The organism is Pantoea sp. Fr-CA_6 (assembly GCF_024520895.1).
GTDB lineage: Bacteria > Pseudomonadota > Gammaproteobacteria > Enterobacterales > Enterobacteriaceae > Pantoea > Pantoea agglomerans.
Genome location: NZ_JALNPO010000006.1, coordinates 236,414 through 254,077, shown reverse-complemented (window position 1 = coordinate 254,077; position 17,664 = coordinate 236,414). Strand labels below are relative to the sequence as shown.

The following is a 17,664-nucleotide window of genomic DNA, read 5'->3' as shown; positions in this document are numbered from 1 at the left end:
ATCTGCTAGCAAAGTGCAGACTGGCACGCTATAACCAAATCGTTTATTCACCTGTCTGAGTTTCAGGTGTTTGTTTTTCTTACCTTGTTATGAATGGGATACAGCATGAAAATCAAAAAAATGGTGTTAGCGCTTGGACTGACCACGCTGCTCAGTGGCTGTCAGGGTTTAGACAACAATGCGCTGATGCAGTCGGGCGCGCAGGCGTATCAGGCTTATACCCTCAGCGACGATCAGGTAAAGCAGCTGAGCGATAAATCCTGTGAGCAGATGGACAAAGATAATCAGATTGCGCCTGCTAACAGTGATTATCAGCAGCGTCTGAACAAGATCGCCGCGGCGCTGGGCGATAACATCAACGGCGTACCGGCTAACTACAAGGTTTATCAGACCAAAGATGTCAACGCCTGGGCGATGGCAAACGGCTGTATTCGTGTTTACAGCGGTCTGATGGATATGATGACTGACAATGAAGTGGAAGGCGTACTGGGTCATGAGATGGGCCACGTCGCGTTAGGTCATACGCGCAAGGCGATGCAACTGGCATATGCCACAACCGCGGCCCGCACTGCAGCCGCCTCGGTTGGCGGCGTGATTGGTTCACTGTCGCAGTCGCAGCTGGGTGAAATGGGTGAAAAACTGGTGAATGCGCAGTTCTCCCAGACGCAGGAATCACAGGCGGATGACTACTCCTACGACCTGATGAAGAAGCGCAATATCGATCCAATGGGCCTGGCCACCAGCTTTGAAAAGCTGGCGAAGATGGAACAGGGACGTCAGAGTTCGATGTTTGACTCGCATCCCGCCTCTGAAGCGCGCGCCGCGCATATTCGTGAGCGAATTGCTGCCGACGGCAAGTAATCCCGCCGCTGAGCGCGCATGCACCCGGCATGCGCGCTTAGCCGTGCGAAGTCCGCTAGCGCTTAAATATCTGATCCACCATCGAGCCCAGATCCAGCTTATTGTCATGCAGCGCCTGTTCATCCATGTGTCCCTGCGGCGACATTTTATCAATCAGCTGCGGCAATAGCGCGGCCAGCGTACCCGATGCTCCTTTCACATCGGTGCCGAGTTTGTCGGCCAGTGACTGCAGTTGATCCTGACCAAAAGCAGACTGAATCTCACTGTGGCCAACCGGATGGTTATCGCCGGTGCCGATCCAGGAACCAAACACCTCACCCAGCCCGCCCTGCTGGAATTTTTGCAGCAGCACTTCAATACCGCCCTGCTCCTGCACCCAATGCCAGACAGCCTGTAACTGTCCCGGCGGATGCCCTTCACTCTGGTTGCCATCCAGTGCGCCAGCCAGTTCATCAAGAAAGCCCATGATTATCTCCACTACGTCATTTTTACGCTGTAAGTTTAGTTGCAGATAGGGGTTCGCGCCTGACGGTTACCCGTCGGGGTCAGAAGGGAATCGATCGGATCATGGCAAAGAGAGGAAGATCACAGCAGCGGCGTCCGCCCGATGGACAGGACGCCGCGTTCAGCGCCTGCCGGACTGAAGCCGGCAGGCAGCAGGCATCAGCCTTTGTTTACAGCCTGAACATGCAGCATATCCAGCGCCAGCGTAGCCGCTGCCAGTGCCGTCAGATCAGCATGATCGTAACCCGGTGCGACTTCCACCAGATCCATGCCGACAATGTTCATGCCCTGCAGGCCACGGATCAGCTTGGTCGCTTTATCGGTGGTCAGGCCGCCAATCACCGGCGTGCCGGTGCCAGGCGCATGCGCCGGATCCAGACAGTCAATATCGAAGGTCAGATAGACCGGCAGATCGCCGACGGTGCGTTTTACTTCGGCGAGAATATCGTCAACGCTGCGGTCATTGACCTGCGCCGCATCCAGCACGTTGAAGCCCAGGCTCTTGTCGAATTCGGTACGGATACCAATCTGCACTGAGTGCTGCGGATCGATCAGACCCTCTTTCGGCGCGGTAAAGAACATGGTGCCGTGGTCAAAGGTCGGGCCGTTGGAGTAGGTGTCGGTATGCGCATCAAAGTGCACCAGCGCCATCTTGCCGAAGTGTTTTGCATGGGCACGCAGCAGTGGCAGTGTGACGTAGTGGTCGCCGCCAAAGGTCATCATGCGCTTGCCATTGGCCAGCAGTTTTTCAGCATGGGCCTGCAATTTGTCGGAGAGATCCTGCGAATCACCGAAGGCGTAAACCAGATCGCCGCAATCGACGACGTTCAGACGCTGACGCAGATCGAAATCCCACGGCCAGCGGCAGCCTTCCCAGGCCAGATTGGTGGAGATCTGGCGAATCGCACCAGGACCCAGGCGGCTGCCCGGACGACCCGAGGTCGCGGCATCAAACGGCACGCCGGTGATAACCCACTCGGCGTCGCTGTCGTAAGGCTGAAAATTCAGCGGAAAACGCATGAAACCAAAGGCGTTAGAAACCAGGGAGTTGTCGTACTGATTGCCAAGCGTGTTATACATAATTGCTCTCTCTATGTGCGTAAGTCGGGCCAGCCCGCAAACCATTAAGGTTGAGATGAAAAAAATCCCCTCCGCGTCGTTAGGCCCGACGAGGAAGGGATTGAGTAAGTCAGATTATCGACATAGTTAACGGCAACTGCAATATGCGATTACCGGTCGCCAGGATCGATTATTCATCTTCTAAATAGGTATAGCCGTAGAGGCCGCTCTCGAACTCTTCCAGGAACTGCGCGCGCAGCTCTTCGTCGAGATCGGATGCCTGAACCTGATTGCGGAACAGCGCCATCAGCTCGTTAGGATCAAGCTGCACGTAACGCAGCATGTCCGCCACGGTGTCGCCTTCATCGGAGAGCTGCACTTCCACATCGCCATTTTCGCGTGCGTAGACATCCACCGCTTCGGTGTCACCAAACAGGTTATGCATGTTGCCCAGAATTTCCTGATAAGCGCCCACCATAAAGAAGCCTAGCATTGGCGGGTTATCAAGGTCATATTCCGGCATCGGCATGGTCGTCGCGATACCGTCGCCATCCACGTAGTGATCGATGGTGCCATCGGAGTCACAGGTGATGTCGAGCAGCACGGCACGGCGCTCCGGCTTCTTGTTCAGCCCTTCCAGCGGCAGTACCGGGAACAGCTGATCGATACCCCACGCATCCGGCATTGACTGGAACAGCGAGAAGTTAACGTAAATCTTATCCGCCATCCGCTCCTGCAGTTCGTCGATGATTGGACGGTGTGCACGGTTGCTCGGATCGAGATGCTGCTGAATATAGTGGCAGATGCTCAGATAGAGCTGCTCAGCCCATGAACGCTGCTTGAGATCGTAGGTGCCTGACGAGTAGCCGGTATGGATATCAAACAGATCCATCTGGCTGTCATGCAGCCATTCACGCAGCGAACGGCGGGTACTTGGCTCGTGCATCTCCTGCCAGGTTTCCCACATGCTGAGGATCGGGCGCGGCGCATCCGCATCCGGCGTTTCAGGTTCGCTGAACTCGTTGCGCTCCACCCCAATGATGTTGGAGACCAGCACCGTGTGGTGCGCGGTTACCGCACGGCCCGACTCGGTGATCACCGTCGGATGCTCCAGACCGTGCTCATCACAGGCAGCACCAATCGCCCAGATCACGTTGTTGGCGTACTCATTCAGGCCGTAGTTGACCGAGCAGTCAGACTGCGAGCGCGTTCCTTCGTAATCGACGCCCAGACCGCCGCCGACGTCGAAACACTTGATGTTGACGCCCAGCTTGGCCAGTTCGACATAGAAGCGCGCCGACTCACGCACGCCGGTAGCGATGTCGCGGATGTTGGACATCTGCGAGCCCAGATGGAAATGCAGCAGCTGCAGGCTGTCGATGCGACCCGCTTCACGCATGATCTCAACCAGTTTCAGCACCTGGGTGGCTGACAGGCCAAACTTCGACTTTTCGCCGCCGCTCGACTGCCATTTACCGGAGCCCTGCGAAGCCAGACGCGCACGGATACCAAGACGCGGCACCACATTCAGACGCTCTGCTTCTTCCAGCACCAGCCGCACTTCGGTCATCTTCTCCAGCACCAGATAGACCTTATGGCCCATCTTCTCGCCGATCAGTGCCAGACGAATATATTCGCGATCTTTATAGCCGTTACAGACGATCACCGAACGGGTCTGACCGGCGTGCGCCAGCACCGCCATCAGCTCGGCTTTTGAGCCCGCTTCCAGTCCCAGCGGTTCGCCGGAGTGGATCAGTGACTCAATCACGCGTTTGTGCTGGTTAACTTTGATCGGGTAAACCAGGAAGTAGTCGCCTTTGTAACCGTAGGATTCACGCGCACGTTTAAAGGCGGCGTTAATGGAACGCAGACGGTGTTGCAGGATCTGCGGGAAGCAGAATAAAGCAGGCAGACGCTGGCCCTGCGCTTCGCGCTCTTTGACCAGACGAGCTAAATCGACGCGCACGTCAGGACGATCCGGATCGGGGCAGACACTGATGTGGCCCAGTTCGTTAACGTCGTAATAGTTGTTGCCCCACCAGGCGATGTTGTACGTACGCAACATTTTGCTCGCATCCTGATCGTTCATTGCCACCTCCTGCATGGAGCGGAGTGTACCCTGTTCGCCAGCTGACGAACCTTTGATATTCTTCATGTCGTCAGACATCGCGAACCTCAATTTTCCGTTGAAAGATGAAACTGTTAACCGGCTTTATGGCCGCTAATCTGAAAACCTGTTGCCACATTAAACGCAATGTCCTGTTCACCTGACGTTGCCGTCAGCGCGATTCACGCATGAGAGTTAAGTGTAAAACACCCGGGCCATCTCCGTTTAAACAGAGAACATTTAACTGATCTGTATTGACCATGGATAACCTGCGTCGTTCCGCTGCGCGAGCGCAGAGAAGAAACAAAACCGATCGAGCAGAGATAAAGATTAGCCTGCGCCTGTGTCGGTAAAATTACCGCATCGGACATCGCGTCGACAGGAAAGAGAAACAGATGGGAGGCAGGAGAGAGCCAGCGCAGCGCCGCAGCGCAGAGAACCGGAAGAAGAAAAAGCGTGGTTCATTACTTGTATCACCTCCGCATATGCCAGGGGCACATGGAAAACAACCTGGGTGAAAGCCAGACCAGAGTCTGACAGGCGCGACGCAAACAGTGGCGTCATCCTTGCTGCTGCTATCAAAGCAGCGGCGTTTTATACAGTTTACCGCCCTAAAATGCAAAAATATTATCGGGGAATTGCGTGTAGCGTCAGCAAATTATGCCGATAACAGAGACAGGTTAAAGGCTGAAACAGAAAAAGGGCTGGTAATTGGTTTACCCTCTATCCTAAAATAGCCGTCCAGATGGTTTTCCATCTAAACAGGTTACTATCCAGGCGGTGTTGGCCTGCTGTGCTGACACAACCTCACTGCTCGCGGCTTTGCCTGAAGGGGCGTCAGGTCAGACCACCTCACTGGCGCTATGCAGTCGTACTCAAACCATATTTAAGGTAAAGAACAGAATGGCTAAACACCTTTTTACGTCCGAGTCTGTATCAGAAGGACATCCCGATAAAATCGCCGACCAGATCTCCGATGCTGTGCTGGATGCGATCCTTGAACAGGATCCTAAAGCGCGCGTGGCCTGCGAAACCTACGTTAAAACCGGTATGGTGCTGGTTGGCGGTGAAATCACCACCAGCGCCTGGGTTGATATCGAAGAGATCACCCGTAAAACCGTACGTGAAATCGGCTATGTCCATTCCGATATGGGCTTTGACGCCAACTCCTGCGCGGTATTAAGCGCGATTGGTAAACAGTCTCAGGATATCAATCAGGGCGTTGACCGTACCGATCCGCTGGAACAGGGCGCGGGCGACCAGGGCCTGATGTTCGGCTATGCCACTAACGAAACAGACGTGCTGATGCCTGCGCCGGTGACCTATGCGCACCGTCTGGTACAGCGTCAGGCTGAAGTGCGTAAAAACGGCACCCTGCCGTGGCTGCGCCCGGATGCCAAGAGCCAGGTCACTTTCCAGTATGACGATGGCAAAATCGTGGGCATCGATGCAGTTGTGCTCTCTACTCAGCACGCTGAATCTATCAGCCAGAAAGATCTGCAGGAAGCGGTGATGGAAGAGATCATCAAGCCGGTTCTGCCTGCAGAGTGGCTGAGCGCCTCGACCAAATATCACATCAACCCAACCGGTCGCTTTGTGATCGGCGGCCCGATGGGCGATTGCGGTCTGACCGGTCGTAAAATCATCGTAGACACCTACGGCGGCATGGCGCGTCATGGTGGCGGTGCGTTCTCGGGTAAAGATCCATCTAAAGTTGACCGCTCTGCAGCCTATGCGGCACGTTACGTGGCGAAAAACATCGTAGCGGCCGGTCTGGCTGACCGTTGTGAAATCCAGGTCTCCTACGCTATCGGCGTGGCTGAACCCACTTCTATCATGGTGGAAACCTTCGGCACAGAGAAAATCTCTACCGAACAGCTGACGCTGCTGGTGCGCGAGTTCTTCGACCTGCGTCCATATGGTCTGATCCAGATGCTGGATCTGCTGCACCCAATCTATAAAGAGACCGCAGCTTACGGCCACTTTGGTCGTGAACATTTCCCATGGGAAAAAACCGACAAAGCTGCCCTGCTGCGTGAAGCGGCTGGCCTGTAAGGTTACCGGCTGCTGATAAAAACCCTGCCACTGCGGCAGGGTTTTTTATTGCCTTTTCAGCCCCATTGCTAACCGGAGCAATTTTGCTCCCGCTACCCTTCTGAACGAACAGGCCAGCGCAATTTCTGGTGAGCGCGTGACGACAAAAAAACGCATCTGCCCGACATCTTCTTCTCTCTACAGCAAATTTTCAGTTCTCAGCTACACTTCTTTTCGCTTTTTCTGACGACTAAATGTTAACGATTACAAATTGAAATGCTTTGTTTATCCGATATTTAAGAATTAACGCACGTAGTTATTCTGCTGAAAATGCGTTATTTTCAGCGTCGTCTGATAGCCAGTAAATAGAGCATTGTCAGAAACTTAATGAGTGCTATACCTCACTGGTTAATTAATCTTTCCGGGAAAAATATGCTGAATTTCAGGGTTTCAGCGTGTGTAAGCGATTACACTGATGTGATCAGGCTCACTTTTTTCCCGCAAAAGGTTTTTTAACATTGATAAAAACAATGATGGATAAACCTGGAGGCTAAAATGCCTGGCAATACACACAAAAGCAGAACTTCAAATAAGGCGATGACCTTATTTGTCTGCTTTCTGGCGGCCCTTGCGGGTCTGCTGTTCGGTCTGGATATCGGCGTTATCGCCGGTGCTCTGCCGTTTATCGCAAAGGACTTTAACGTCACCCCTCATCAGCAGGAGTGGATCGTCAGTTCCATGATGTTTGGTGCGGCGGTCGGTGCTATCGGCAGCGGCTGGATGTCATCCCGCCTGGGCCGTAAAAAAAGCCTGATGGCCGGTGCGATTCTGTTCGTTATCGGTTCACTCTGGTCGGCGATGTCGCCAAACCCGGAAATGCTGATCAGCGCCCGCGTTCTGCTGGGCCTGGCAGTCGGTATCGCCTCTTATACTGCCCCGCTTTATCTTTCTGAGATCGCTCCGGAAAAAATTCGCGGCAGTATGATTTCGCTTTATCAGCTGATGATCACCATCGGTATTCTTGGCGCTTACCTGTCCGATACGGCGTTTAGCTTTACCGGCAACTGGCGCTGGATGCTGGGCATCATCACTATTCCGGCACTGTTGCTGCTGGTCGGCGTTTTCTTCCTGCCAAACAGCCCACGCTGGCTGGCGGCGCGAGGCAACTTCCGCGATGCACAACGCGTACTGGATCGTCTGCGTGACACCAGCGAGCAGGCAAAACGTGAGCTGGAAGAGATCCGTGAAAGCCTGAAGATCAAACAGTCTGGCTGGGGTCTGTTCACCAGCAGCAGCCACTTCCGTCGTGCGGTCTATCTCGGCATCCTGCTGCAGGTGATGCAGCAGTTTACCGGCATGAACGTCATCATGTACTACGCGCCAAAAATCTTTGAAATCGCGGGCTTCACCAACACCACCCAGCAGATGTGGGGCACGGTGATTGTGGGTCTGGTTAACGTACTGGCGACCTTTATTGCCATTGGCCTGGTGGATCGCTGGGGTCGTAAACCTACCCTGATTCTGGGCTTTATGGTGATGGCAGCCGGTATGGGCGTTCTGGGTACGATGCTGCACTTCGGCATTCACTCGCCGGGCGCGCAGTACTTTGCGGTAGGTATGCTGCTGATGTTCATCATCGGTTTTGCGATGTCAGCCGGTCCGTTGATCTGGGTACTCTGTTCCGAAATTCAGCCGCTGAAAGGCCGCGATTTCGGTATCACTGTCTCCACCACCACCAACTGGATCGCGAACATGATCGTGGGTGCGACCTTCCTGACGATGCTGAATACGCTGGGCAATGCGAACACCTTCTGGGTCTACGCACTGCTTAACCTGTTCTTCATTCTGCTGACGGTGATGCTGATCCCTGAGACCAAAAACGTCTCGCTGGAACACATCGAACGTAACCTGATGGCAGGTAAAAAACTGCGCGACATCGGTTCACGCGACTAACTTTACCCGGTAAAAAACGCGGTAAAAAAAACGGCGGGGTTTCTCTGGAAACCCCGCCGTTTTTATTTGTTCAACGCCCCACTACGCTGTGGTTACCCGCATTACCGGCAGGGGCCGCCGTATGCAGCAGAGCGCCAGCGCCATAATGAAAATGGTCGCGGTCTGATTATAGGGCAGCACCGAATCGGTCAGTCCGGTGGTAAACAGTGCCACCATCGGCAGCGCCACGCCGCGCAGGTCACACTTCTTCAGCCAGCCCGCCAGCACAGTCAGATAGAGCAGCGCCAGCGACGCCGTACCCAGCCAGCCCTGCAATGACGTCACCTCGAGGAACTCGTTGTGCATGTTGTATTTAACGTTGGTGAAGCCTTCAACATTGAGAGGATAGTGCGCAGTGATGAACTGACGCGCCTCAGTGGTGCGCGCATCCGGCGTCGCAAAACCGCCATGGTGCTCAATAAAGTTGACCGCCCCGCCCCAGATGGCGACACGTGCGCCCAGCGAGGTCGAACTGTTTGAACCAAAGTTCTCAATATCCTGCACTCCCTCTACCCAGCGGTTGCTGGTCATCAGAATCAGCACCGCCATTACGCCCACCAGCAGAGCGCTAATCCGCCAGTTGGTCAGCAGCGACAGCCGGTAGGTCTGCACCAGGAACAGTAGCCCCACGGCAATCAGCGCAATCAGGGTCACACGGGTGCCGCACAGGTAGAGCAAGGCAAAGGTCACTGCCAGCACAGTGATATCGGCCACCTTCCAGTAAGCGTGCGTCTCATAGCGGCTAAGCCACAGCCAGGCACAGTAGATAAACAGAATCATGTAAGAAGACATGGAGGCGGCTTCGGTGGTGAGCTTGATGCGGATATTCTCAGTGTAGAGATGCTCGTGGATACCAAAGCCCAGCGTAATCAGCAGGCCAAGAAGGATGAGCCCTTTTCCGACGCGTAGCGTAGTCAGGGAGACACGATCCCCATAAACAGCCAGACTGAGCAGCACAAAGGCACCCATCAACAGCCGCTTCGCGCCCAGCAGATAGTTGCCCATATTAGTGATGGCATCGCCTGAGGGCGCGGTTTCGATCCCCTTCACGTGAATCGCCCAGAACAGTCGAATCAGGGCAAAGATAATCAGCACAGCAAACAGGGCGATATAAAAACCGTTCTCTTTAAAGTCCACCCGCCTGCGCACCAGGCCATACAGCACGGACGCGATAGAGAGATAAGAGACCAGATAAAATATTTTTTGCGGCAGGCCGGTAACAAACATATTCAGTGACAGCGCCAGGCAGAGCGCAATAACTGAAAAATTAACCATTAACGTTAATCCATTGCGACTGATTTTATTCGTCATGCTTAACCTCAGTAAGGCGGTTAAACACACTCATCAGGTGCTTCATATAATTTTCCTCATAAAAACCGGTGATGCTCGCTTTAATAGCCTGATGATCGGGGAAGTGGAAATCCCCGCTCATAGCGTTGAGAATCGCGGCCAGCGCCATGCTGTCATGGGTGGGATAGAGCTGACCATTAATACCGTTCTGAATAATTTCCGCCGGGCCGCTGATGCAGTCGGATGAAACACAGTAGACGCCGCGCGACATCGCCTCCAGCAGGATCAGCGGGAAGCCTTCGAAGTTAGAGGTCATGACCAGGCAGGTGACCTGTCTGATATGGCGGATGACATACTCCCAGGCATTCTCCTGCCAGCCATGCCAGGTGATGCGATCCTGGATGCCGAGTTGCGTCACGTAGTGCTGACATTGCGTCAGATCTTCCCCGTCACCCACTATCTCCAGCGTCCAGGGCGCATCCAGCTGCTGCAGGGCATCAAACAGATCTTTAAGCTGTTTCTGCCGCTGATAATGGACGCGACCAATATAGAGAAACTTCAGCGCCTGGGGTCTGCCGATTACCGTGTCATTGCGTTTGATCGGGTTATAGATCACGTCAACGTCAGTGGCGCGTGCGCCCAGTTCCACCAGCTGCTCTTTAATCTGATTACTGATCGCAAAATGGTGATCGGCCCGCAACAGATAATGGGGACGATAACGTTCACGCGGAGGCAGGTGCATCCAGCTCGACAATACGATTTTACGTCCTGAAAGCGTGATTGCCCGGCGCGTCATCAGGCAGGGAATGGTGTTGAGGGTCAGGACATGATCGGGCTGATAACGACGAAAGAAGGCGGCCATTCTCAGCGTATGAATAAGATTTTTTATTTTCTTATTCCGCAGCGTGCAGACGCTCTCAGCCAGAACAGCATTGGCGGTCCAGGCGCGGGAGTGGCTCTCCTCTCCGCTGTTGATAATAAACAGCCCTGCTTCGGTACCGGGTTCCGCATTCAGGGCCGTGATCAACTGAGCGGTCACATTTTCCATCCCACCACGACCGGCCATCAGATCCGTCACCAGCACAATCCGTTGTTTCCTGACGTTATCATTATTTTTCATTGGTTTATCCATGCCCTGTGCCGTTCGCTTTTCATCCATCCACTCTGCGGTGAATCTCATTAATAGAATATTCTAAAAAAGCCCATAACAATATTTAAACCAGAAATTTTCCCCAGCCAGAACCACACTTGTCGCTGGCGACGTTGAGTTCCTGCGCGGCGGCGATTATTCTGAGCGCCATGAAAACGCCTCGTCTCCCCATTGCCCTGCAGCAGGCCGTAATGCGCTCGCTGCGCCAGTCGCTTGAACGTGCGAATCAGGCGCTGAAAACCCGTTATCCGGAACCGAAGCTGCTCTACCAGCAGCGTGGTACGGCGGCGGGCACCGCCTGGCTGGCGTCCTGGGAAATTCGCATCAATCCTGTGCTGCTGCTGGAAAACCAGCAGGCATTTATCGATGAAGTAGTGCCGCATGAGCTGGCGCATCTGCTGGTCTGGAAGCAATTTGGTCGCGTTGCGCCGCACGGCAAAGAGTGGAAGTGGATGATGGAGCAGGTGCTGGGCGTTCCGGCACGGCGTACTCACCAGTTTGAGATCGCATCCGTGCGCAGCAACACCTTTGCTTACCGCTGTCAGTGCCAGCAGCATCAGCTGACCGTGCGCCGCCACAATCGTATACTGCGCAAAGAGAGTGAATATCGCTGCGTGCACTGTGGCAGCCTGCTGATCGCGGGTGAATTTGTCGCGTCCTGAGAAGAATCCCCATTCCGCCCTATTCCACATTCTGTTACCCTGCCGCCCTTTTTCGTACTGAGTAGAAATCTGGAATATGTCTCGCATACTAAGTCTGGCGGTTGCGCTGCTGTTTGCGCCCGCCGCTGACGCCCTTAACCTGAATAACTATCATCAAAATAACTTTCAGCAGGCCAAAACCTTTGCGGCGGCGATCAACGCCGATGCGCCGGGTTCTTTTTACTGTGGCTGTAAGATTCAGTGGCAGGGAAAAAAGGGGATTCCCGATCTCAACAGCTGTGGCTATCAGGTGCGCAAAAACGCCAATCGCGCCGCACGCATTGAGTGGGAACATGTGATGCCGGCCTGGGAGTTTGGTCATCAGCGCCAGTGCTGGCAGGATGGCGGTCGTAAAAACTGCAGCAAAGATCCCGACTACCGCCGCATCGAAACCGACCTGCACAACCTGCAGCCTGCGGTGGGTGAAGTGAATGGCGACCGTGGCAACTTCGCCTACAGTCAATGGAACGGCAGCGAGCAGCAGTACGGCCAGTGTGAGATGAAGATCGACTTTAAACTCAAACAGGCGGAGCCACCTGCGCGGGCGCGTGGTGCCATTGCCCGCACCTATTTCTATATGCGCGACCAGTATCATCTGCGTATTTCGCGCCAGCAGACGCAGCTGTTTACCGCCTGGAACAAGCTCTATCCCGTGACAAAATGGGAGTGCGAACGCGACCAGCGCATTGCAAAGGTTCAGGGCAATCACAATCCTTATGTGCAGCAGGCTTGCCAGCGCTAAAATCCCTGCCCTACACTAGCTCTTTTTCCAATGACGCCGCTGCAGCGCGGCGTCCGGTCTCAGGAACCTTATGCGTATACCTCGCATCTATCACGCCGGGCCATTAAGCATCGGCAGTGAAATTACCCTGGATGAAGATGCATCCAATCATGTGGGCCGGGTGCTCCGGATGACGGCAGGTCAGCGTCTGGAACTCTTTGATGGCACTAATCTGACTTTTGCAGCAGAGATCACGCATGTAGATAAAAAGCGTGTAAAAGTATCGGTCACAGAGAGCCAGCCGGACGATCGCGAGTCACCATTACATCTGCATTTAGGTCAGGTGATGTCGCGCGGTGAAAAAATGGAATTCACTATCCAGAAATCGATCGAACTGGGCGTGAATGTCATTACACCCTTGTTTTCCGAGCGCTGTGGCGTAAAGCTTGATGCTGAGCGTCTGGCGAAGAAGATCCAGCAGTGGCAGAAAATTGCTATTGCCGCCTGCGAGCAGTGCGGCCGTAATCGCGTGCCGGAGATTCGTGAAGCGATGACGCTGGAAGCCTGGTGTGCAGAAGCAGATAGCGGACTGAAGCTTAATCTGCATCCGCGCGCCAGCCACAGCATCAACACGCTGCCCCAGCCTGTTGAGCGGGTAAGGTTGCTGATTGGCCCTGAAGGCGGTTTGTCTGCGGACGAGATTGCGATGACGGCGCAGCACGATTTTACTGACATTCTGCTTGGCCCACGGGTATTGCGTACCGAAACTACCGCGCTGACGGCCATTACGGCACTTCAGGTGAGGTTTGGCGACCTGGGTTAAGCGATACTTTCAGCGGAAAGAGAGCAGGCATGATGTCCTGACCGATCGGCCCACTGCAGACCGAACCAGACGAGGCGGTAAATGCCGCCTCACCGAGGAGATAATAATGATTAAACTTGGCATCGTGATGGACCCTATTTCGTCCATCAATATTAAAAAAGACTCCAGCTTCGCTATGCTGCTGGAAGCACAGCGCCGTGGTTATGAAATTCACTACATGGAGATGCACGATCTCTCACTGCGCGGTGGCGTGGCCTCGGCCCGCACCCGCCTGCTGACCGTCGAGCAGAACCCTGAGAACTGGTATCAGTTCGGCAGCGAGCAGGTGATCCCGCTGGCTGACCTGAATGTGGTGCTGATGCGCAAAGATCCGCCATTCGATACCGAGTTCATCTATGCGACCTACATTCTGGAGCGCGCTGAAGAGCTGGGTACGCTGATCGTGAACAAACCGCAGAGCCTGCGTGACTGTAACGAAAAGCTCTACACTGCCTGGTTTGCCGAGTTTACGCCTGACACTCTGGTGACCCGCAGCAAAGCGCAACTGCGCGCTTTCTGGCAGGAGCATGGCGACATCATCATGAAGCCGCTGGATGGCATGGGTGGTGCGTCGATTTTCCGCGTGAAGAAAGATGATCCTAACTTTGGCGTGATTACCGAAACGCTGACCGAGCATGAGAGCCGTTTCTGCATGGCGCAGAACTACATAGCGGCGATCACCGAAGGCGACAAACGCGTGCTGGTCGTCGATGGCGAGCCGGTGCCTTACTGCCTGGCGCGTATTCCGCAGGGCGGTGAAACGCGTGGCAACCTCGCCGCCGGTGGTCGCGGTGAAGCGCGTCCGCTGAGTGAAAGCGACTGGGAAATCGCGCGCCGTGTTGGTCCGACGCTGAAAGCAAAAGGGCTGATTTTTGTCGGTCTGGACATCATCGGTGATAAACTGACTGAAGTTAACGTGACCAGCCCAACCTGCATTCGTGAAATTGAGGCTGCGTTCCCGATCTCCATCACCGGCATGTTGATGGATGCCATTGAGAAGCGCCTGGGCTGAGCATGACGCCGGGGCGAAGCTCCGTGATCAACCCAATACCGGTGCGGCCGTCGCGTGCCGGTTATTTTTTTGGTACATCGTGTGAGAATGAATTTACAACATCACTTTTTGATTGCCATGCCTTCATTGCAGGATCCTTTCTTCAAACGTTCCGTAGTCTATCTCTGCGAACATAACGAAGAGGGTGCAATGGGACTGATCATCAATAAACCCATGGAAAACCTGACGGTTGAAGGCATTCTGAAGAAGCTTAAAATCTCTGCTGACGATCGCGATCCGGCGATCAAGCTGGATAAACCGGTGTTTACCGGCGGTCCGCTGGCGGAAGATCGTGGCTTTATCCTGCACTCCGCGCAACGCACCTTTACCTCCAGTATTCGTGTTTCCGATAACACAATTATCACCACGTCCCGTGACGTGCTGGAGTCGATCGGTACGGCGTCTCAGCCCACTAACGTGCTGGTAGCGCTGGGTTACTGCGCCTGGGAAAAAGATCAGCTGGAGAATGAGCTGATGGAAAATGCCTGGCTGACCACGCCCGCTAACAGCAACATCCTGTTCCAGACGCCGATTTCAGAGCGCTGGCGCGAAGCGGCGCGCAGTATTGGCGTCGATATTCACAACATGGCCAGCGACGCCGGACACGCCTGATGTCAACTCAAACTCTGTTAGGATTCGACTTCGGCACCAAAAGTATTGGTGTCGCTGTAGGTCAGCAACTCACTGGCAGCGCCCGTCCGCTGACCGCCCTGAAAGCGCAGGATGGCATCCCGGACTGGCTGGTAATTGAAAAACTGCTGAAAGAGTGGCAGCCCGATTTTGTGGTGGTGGGATTACCGCTGAATATGGATGGCACCGAGCAGCCGCTGACCGATCGCGCACGTAAATTTGCCAACCGCCTGCACGGGCGCTTTGGCATCCGCGTGGAGCTGCAGGATGAACGACTCAGCACGGTAGAAGCGCGTGCTGGCCTGTTTGAACGCGGCGGCTATCGTGCGCTCAATAAAGGATCGGTCGACTCACAGTCTGCTGCCATCATTTTGCAGGACTGGTTCGAAAACCATTACTGACATCCTCACTCAATCAGTCCGGCAGCCTGACGCGCCAGCCTGCTCTGCTCAAACGTCTGCATACCGGCCTGTGCGCCGGTTTGTAACAGCGCAGGGATCTGGTGCATCTTGCCTTCTCTGATCAGATTGGTGATGCCCGGTGTGGCGATCAGTACCTCAAACAGTCCGATGCGCGAACCGGCAACTGATGGCACCAGCCGCTGTGCAATTACCGCTTTCAGGCTGCCCGCCAGCTGAGTACGCACCAGCTGTTTCTCCTCTGCCGGAAAGACATCAACCAGCCGATCCACCGCCTGCGCTGCGCCACGGGTGTGCAGCGTCGCCAGCACCAGATGGCCGGTCTCCGCAGCAGTCAGCGCCTGACGAATAGTGTCGCTGTCGCGCAGTTCGCCCAGCAGGATGACGTCGGGATCTTCACGCAGTGCTGCCTTTACTCCCAGCGAGAACGAACCGCAGTGCGGGCCGATTTCACGCTGCTGTATCAGCGACTGCTGGCTGTGATGGATAAATTCAATCGGATCTTCCAGCGTGATGATATGCCGCGCCTGCTGGCGGTTCAGCGCATCGACCAGCGCCGCCAGCGTGGTTGATTTACCGCTGCCGGTCGCACCCGTCACCAGAATCAGCCCATCCTGCTGCTCCAGCAGCGTCGGGACAATGGCGGGCAGTTGCAGGCTCGCAAGCGTCGGGCATGCCGTGGCGATGATGCGCAGTGCCAGTGACAGGCCGTTGCGCTGCATAAAGAGATTGGCGCGCAGACGCTGACCATCGGCCAGGCTCAGGGCGAAATCGAGCTGCCCTGCGCGCTCCAGCTCCTGACGCTGCGGGTCACTTAGCCAGCGGGCCATAAACTGCGCCATCCATGCACCAGAAAGCGGGCACTGCTGCGGCATCACCTCCAGCCTTCCCTGCTGCCGCCAGTAGGGCAAATGTCCGCTGCAAAGGTGCAGATCGGCGGCATTATGCTTTACACTAAGCCCCACCATTTCATCCAGATTCATAATTTCTCCTGACTATGACCTCAATCCAGCAGAACCTACAGCAAGTGCGGCAGCGAATCGCTGCTGCTGCCGCGAGTTGCGGCCGCGCACCAGAAGAAATTACCCTGCTTGCAGTCAGTAAAACCAAACCTGCGAGCGCGGTCGAAGAAGCCTTTGCCGCTGGCCAGATTGCCTTTGGTGAAAATTACGTTCAGGAAGGGGTTGAAAAGGTCCAGGCACTGGCCGCACATCCTGAGCTGGAGTGGCACTTCATCGGCCCGCTGCAGTCCAATAAAAGCCGTCTGGTGGCGGAACATTTCGCCTGGTGTCACACCATTGACCGCCAGCGCATCGCGCAGCGGCTCAACGATCAGCGGCCTGCTTCGCTGCCACCGCTGAATGTGTTAATTCAGGTAAATATCAGTGACGAGAACAGCAAATCTGGCATCATGCTGGAGGCCGTTTCCGGGCTGGCGGAGCAGATCGCTGCCCTGCCGCAACTGCGGCTGCGCGGATTAATGGCGATTCCGGCAGCAGAGAGTGATTACGCGCGGCAGCTGACGGTGTGTCAGCAGATGGCGGAAGCCTTCCGGCAGCTGCAACAGCACTATCCGCATGCAGACACGCTTTCGCTGGGAATGAGCGATGACATGGAGGCGGCAATCGCCGCAGGCAGTACGATGGTGCGTATCGGCACCGCCATTTTTGGCGCACGAGATTATGCGCACAACTCACAACAATAACAGAGGAACTTCATGTTAACACTGACGTTTTTAGTAAAAACGCTGATCGATCTCTACGTCATGGTGCTGCTGTTACGCATCTGGATGCAGTGGTCCCGCTGCGATTTTTACAATCCAGTGGCGCAGTTTGTCGTAAAAGTGACACAGCCGATTGTTAAGCCGCTGCGCCGTATACTGCCGGCACTGGGACCGATAGATACCGCCTCGCTGCTGCTGGCATTTGTGCTGACTACGCTGAAATACCCGATTTTATTGCTGATTCAGGTGGGCGTCTTCTCAGTCGACCCAACCAATCTGCTGGTCGGCCTGCTGTCGCTGGTTAAATCCGCCGGCTATCTGGTCTTCTGGGTGATTATTATTCGCTCCCTGATGAGCTGGATCAGCCAGGGCCGGGGTCCTGTCGACTATCTGCTGGTGCAGTTAACCGAGCCGATGATGGCACCTGTTCGCCGTATTCTGCCTGCGATGGGCGGCATCGACTTCTCAGCGATGATCGTCATCCTGGTGCTGTATGCCCTGAACTTTCTCGGCATGGACCTGTTCCCGGGTCTCTGGTATCTGCTGTAAATGAATCAAAC

General features: G+C 54.9%; 17 protein-coding genes. 11 read left to right on the top strand and 6 right to left on the bottom strand.

The window, feature by feature from the left end:
- Nucleotides 1-105 precede the first annotated feature (105 nt).
- Entirely contained in the window at nucleotides 106-861 is a 756-nt protein-coding gene (locus NR201_RS13465) for a M48 family metallopeptidase (protein ID WP_010671064.1), read from the top strand.
- A 55-nt stretch (nucleotides 862-916) separates the two neighbouring features.
- Here NR201_RS13465 and NR201_RS13460 read toward each other — a convergent pair whose 3' ends face one another.
- From NR201_RS13460 to speA, 3 genes are all read right to left on the bottom strand, one after another.
- Nucleotides 917-1,327 carry a YidB family protein gene (locus NR201_RS13460; RefSeq protein WP_256849848.1) on the bottom strand — a complete coding sequence of 137 codons (411 nt, stop codon included), beginning with the start codon at nucleotides 1,325-1,327 and terminating at the stop codon, nucleotides 917-919.
- A 197-nt stretch (nucleotides 1,328-1,524) separates the two neighbouring features.
- Nucleotides 1,525-2,445, bottom strand: a complete 921-nt coding sequence (gene speB / locus NR201_RS13455; protein ID WP_010248847.1) for an agmatinase — start codon at nucleotides 2,443-2,445, stop codon at nucleotides 1,525-1,527.
- Nucleotides 2,446-2,614: 169 nt separating this feature from the next.
- Nucleotides 2,615-4,591: a biosynthetic arginine decarboxylase gene (gene speA, locus NR201_RS13450; RefSeq protein ID WP_010248849.1), complete on the bottom strand. Its 1,977-nt coding sequence runs from the start codon at nucleotides 4,589-4,591 to the stop codon at nucleotides 2,615-2,617.
- 843 nt (nucleotides 4,592-5,434) lie between these two features.
- Between speA and metK the strand changes: the two genes are divergently transcribed.
- Together metK and NR201_RS13440 are read left to right on the top strand one after the other, a co-directional pair.
- A complete protein-coding gene (gene metK, locus NR201_RS13445) occupies nucleotides 5,435-6,586 on the top strand; it encodes a methionine adenosyltransferase (protein WP_010248851.1) in 1,152 nt (383 codons plus the stop codon).
- A 534-nt stretch (nucleotides 6,587-7,120) separates the two neighbouring features.
- Nucleotides 7,121-8,518 (top strand): sugar porter family MFS transporter, encoded by a 1,398-nt coding sequence (locus NR201_RS13440; RefSeq protein ID WP_010248855.1) that lies wholly within the window; start codon nucleotides 7,121-7,123, stop codon nucleotides 8,516-8,518.
- A gap of 81 nt (nucleotides 8,519-8,599) precedes the next feature.
- Here the strand turns inward: NR201_RS13440 and NR201_RS13435 are convergent, their stop codons facing one another.
- On the bottom strand, nucleotides 8,600-9,832 hold the full coding sequence (locus tag NR201_RS13435; protein WP_256849847.1) for an O-antigen ligase: 1,233 nt from the start codon (nucleotides 9,830-9,832) through the stop codon (nucleotides 8,600-8,602).
- A 25-nt stretch (nucleotides 9,833-9,857) separates the two neighbouring features.
- A complete protein-coding gene (locus tag NR201_RS13430; protein ID WP_256849862.1) occupies nucleotides 9,858-11,006 on the bottom strand; it encodes a glycosyltransferase in 1,149 nt (382 codons plus the stop codon).
- Nucleotides 11,007-11,146: 140 nt separating this feature from the next.
- Between NR201_RS13430 and NR201_RS13425 the strand changes: the two genes are divergently transcribed.
- The 6 genes from NR201_RS13425 (at nucleotide 11,147) to ruvX (ending at nucleotide 15,363) form a co-directional block, all read left to right on the top strand.
- Nucleotides 11,147-11,659: a SprT family zinc-dependent metalloprotease gene (locus NR201_RS13425; protein ID WP_010671067.1), complete on the top strand. Its 513-nt coding sequence runs from the start codon at nucleotides 11,147-11,149 to the stop codon at nucleotides 11,657-11,659.
- 76 nt (nucleotides 11,660-11,735) lie between these two features.
- Entirely contained in the window at nucleotides 11,736-12,440 is a 705-nt protein-coding gene (endA, locus tag NR201_RS13420) for a deoxyribonuclease I (RefSeq protein WP_010671068.1), read from the top strand.
- Between the two features lie 70 nt (nucleotides 12,441-12,510).
- Nucleotides 12,511-13,242 carry a 16S rRNA (uracil(1498)-N(3))-methyltransferase gene (gene rsmE / locus NR201_RS13415; protein WP_010248866.1) on the top strand — a complete coding sequence of 244 codons (732 nt, stop codon included), beginning with the start codon at nucleotides 12,511-12,513 and terminating at the stop codon, nucleotides 13,240-13,242.
- 106 nt (nucleotides 13,243-13,348) lie between these two features.
- Nucleotides 13,349-14,293 (top strand): glutathione synthase, encoded by a 945-nt coding sequence (gshB, locus tag NR201_RS13410; protein WP_010248868.1) that lies wholly within the window; start codon nucleotides 13,349-13,351, stop codon nucleotides 14,291-14,293.
- A gap of 87 nt (nucleotides 14,294-14,380) precedes the next feature.
- Nucleotides 14,381-14,944, top strand: coding sequence for a YqgE/AlgH family protein (locus NR201_RS13405; protein ID WP_010248870.1), 564 nt, complete (start codon nucleotides 14,381-14,383; stop codon nucleotides 14,942-14,944).
- On the top strand, nucleotides 14,944-15,363 hold the full coding sequence (gene ruvX / locus NR201_RS13400) for a Holliday junction resolvase RuvX (protein WP_003853387.1): 420 nt from the start codon (nucleotides 14,944-14,946) through the stop codon (nucleotides 15,361-15,363). Before NR201_RS13405 ends, ruvX begins: the two co-directional genes overlap by 1 nt.
- A 5-nt stretch (nucleotides 15,364-15,368) precedes the next feature.
- Here the strand turns inward: ruvX and NR201_RS13395 are convergent, their stop codons facing one another.
- A complete protein-coding gene (locus NR201_RS13395; protein ID WP_191918858.1) occupies nucleotides 15,369-16,364 on the bottom strand; it encodes a type IV pilus twitching motility protein PilT in 996 nt (331 codons plus the stop codon).
- 14 nt (nucleotides 16,365-16,378) lie between these two features.
- Here NR201_RS13395 and NR201_RS13390 point away from each other — a divergent pair, with 14 nt between their 5' ends.
- Together NR201_RS13390 and NR201_RS13385 are read left to right on the top strand one after the other, a co-directional pair.
- Complete coding sequence (locus NR201_RS13390; protein WP_256849846.1) at nucleotides 16,379-17,086, top strand: YggS family pyridoxal phosphate-dependent enzyme; 708 nt, start codon at nucleotides 16,379-16,381, stop codon at nucleotides 17,084-17,086.
- A 12-nt stretch (nucleotides 17,087-17,098) separates the two neighbouring features.
- Entirely contained in the window at nucleotides 17,099-17,653 is a 555-nt protein-coding gene (locus NR201_RS13385) for a YggT family protein (protein WP_010248879.1), read from the top strand.
- The last annotated feature ends 11 nt before the right edge of the window (nucleotides 17,654-17,664 follow it).

Excerpts from the sequence above, each read along its gene's own strand:
- rsmE (WP_010248866.1), top strand. The coding sequence starts at position 12,511 with ATGCGTATACCTCGCATCTATCACGCCGGGCCATTAAGCATCGGCAGT.
- NR201_RS13465 (WP_010671064.1), top strand. The coding sequence starts at position 106 with ATGAAAATCAAAAAAATGGTGTTAGCGCTTGGACTGACCACGCTGCTC.
- NR201_RS13395 (WP_191918858.1), bottom strand. The coding sequence starts at position 16,364 with ATGAATCTGGATGAAATGGTGGGGCTTAGTGTAAAGCATAATGCCGCC.
- NR201_RS13425 (WP_010671067.1), top strand. The coding sequence starts at position 11,147 with ATGAAAACGCCTCGTCTCCCCATTGCCCTGCAGCAGGCCGTAATGCGC.
- speB (WP_010248847.1), bottom strand. The coding sequence starts at position 2,445 with ATGTATAACACGCTTGGCAATCAGTACGACAACTCCCTGGTTTCTAAC.
- NR201_RS13435 (WP_256849847.1), bottom strand. The coding sequence starts at position 9,832 with ATGGTTAATTTTTCAGTTATTGCGCTCTGCCTGGCGCTGTCACTGAAT.
- ruvX (WP_003853387.1), top strand. The coding sequence starts at position 14,944 with ATGTCAACTCAAACTCTGTTAGGATTCGACTTCGGCACCAAAAGTATT.
- metK (WP_010248851.1), top strand. The coding sequence starts at position 5,435 with ATGGCTAAACACCTTTTTACGTCCGAGTCTGTATCAGAAGGACATCCC.
- NR201_RS13430 (WP_256849862.1), bottom strand. The coding sequence starts at position 11,006 with ATGGATGAAAAGCGAACGGCACAGGGCATGGATAAACCAATGAAAAAT.
- endA (WP_010671068.1), top strand. The coding sequence starts at position 11,736 with ATGTCTCGCATACTAAGTCTGGCGGTTGCGCTGCTGTTTGCGCCCGCC.
- NR201_RS13385 (WP_010248879.1), top strand. The coding sequence starts at position 17,099 with ATGTTAACACTGACGTTTTTAGTAAAAACGCTGATCGATCTCTACGTC.
- gshB (WP_010248868.1), top strand. The coding sequence starts at position 13,349 with ATGATTAAACTTGGCATCGTGATGGACCCTATTTCGTCCATCAATATT.
- NR201_RS13460 (WP_256849848.1), bottom strand. The coding sequence starts at position 1,327 with ATGGGCTTTCTTGATGAACTGGCTGGCGCACTGGATGGCAACCAGAGT.
- NR201_RS13440 (WP_010248855.1), top strand. The coding sequence starts at position 7,121 with ATGCCTGGCAATACACACAAAAGCAGAACTTCAAATAAGGCGATGACC.
- NR201_RS13390 (WP_256849846.1), top strand. The coding sequence starts at position 16,379 with ATGACCTCAATCCAGCAGAACCTACAGCAAGTGCGGCAGCGAATCGCT.
- speA (WP_010248849.1), bottom strand. The coding sequence starts at position 4,591 with ATGTCTGACGACATGAAGAATATCAAAGGTTCGTCAGCTGGCGAACAG.
- NR201_RS13405 (WP_010248870.1), top strand. The coding sequence starts at position 14,381 with ATGAATTTACAACATCACTTTTTGATTGCCATGCCTTCATTGCAGGAT.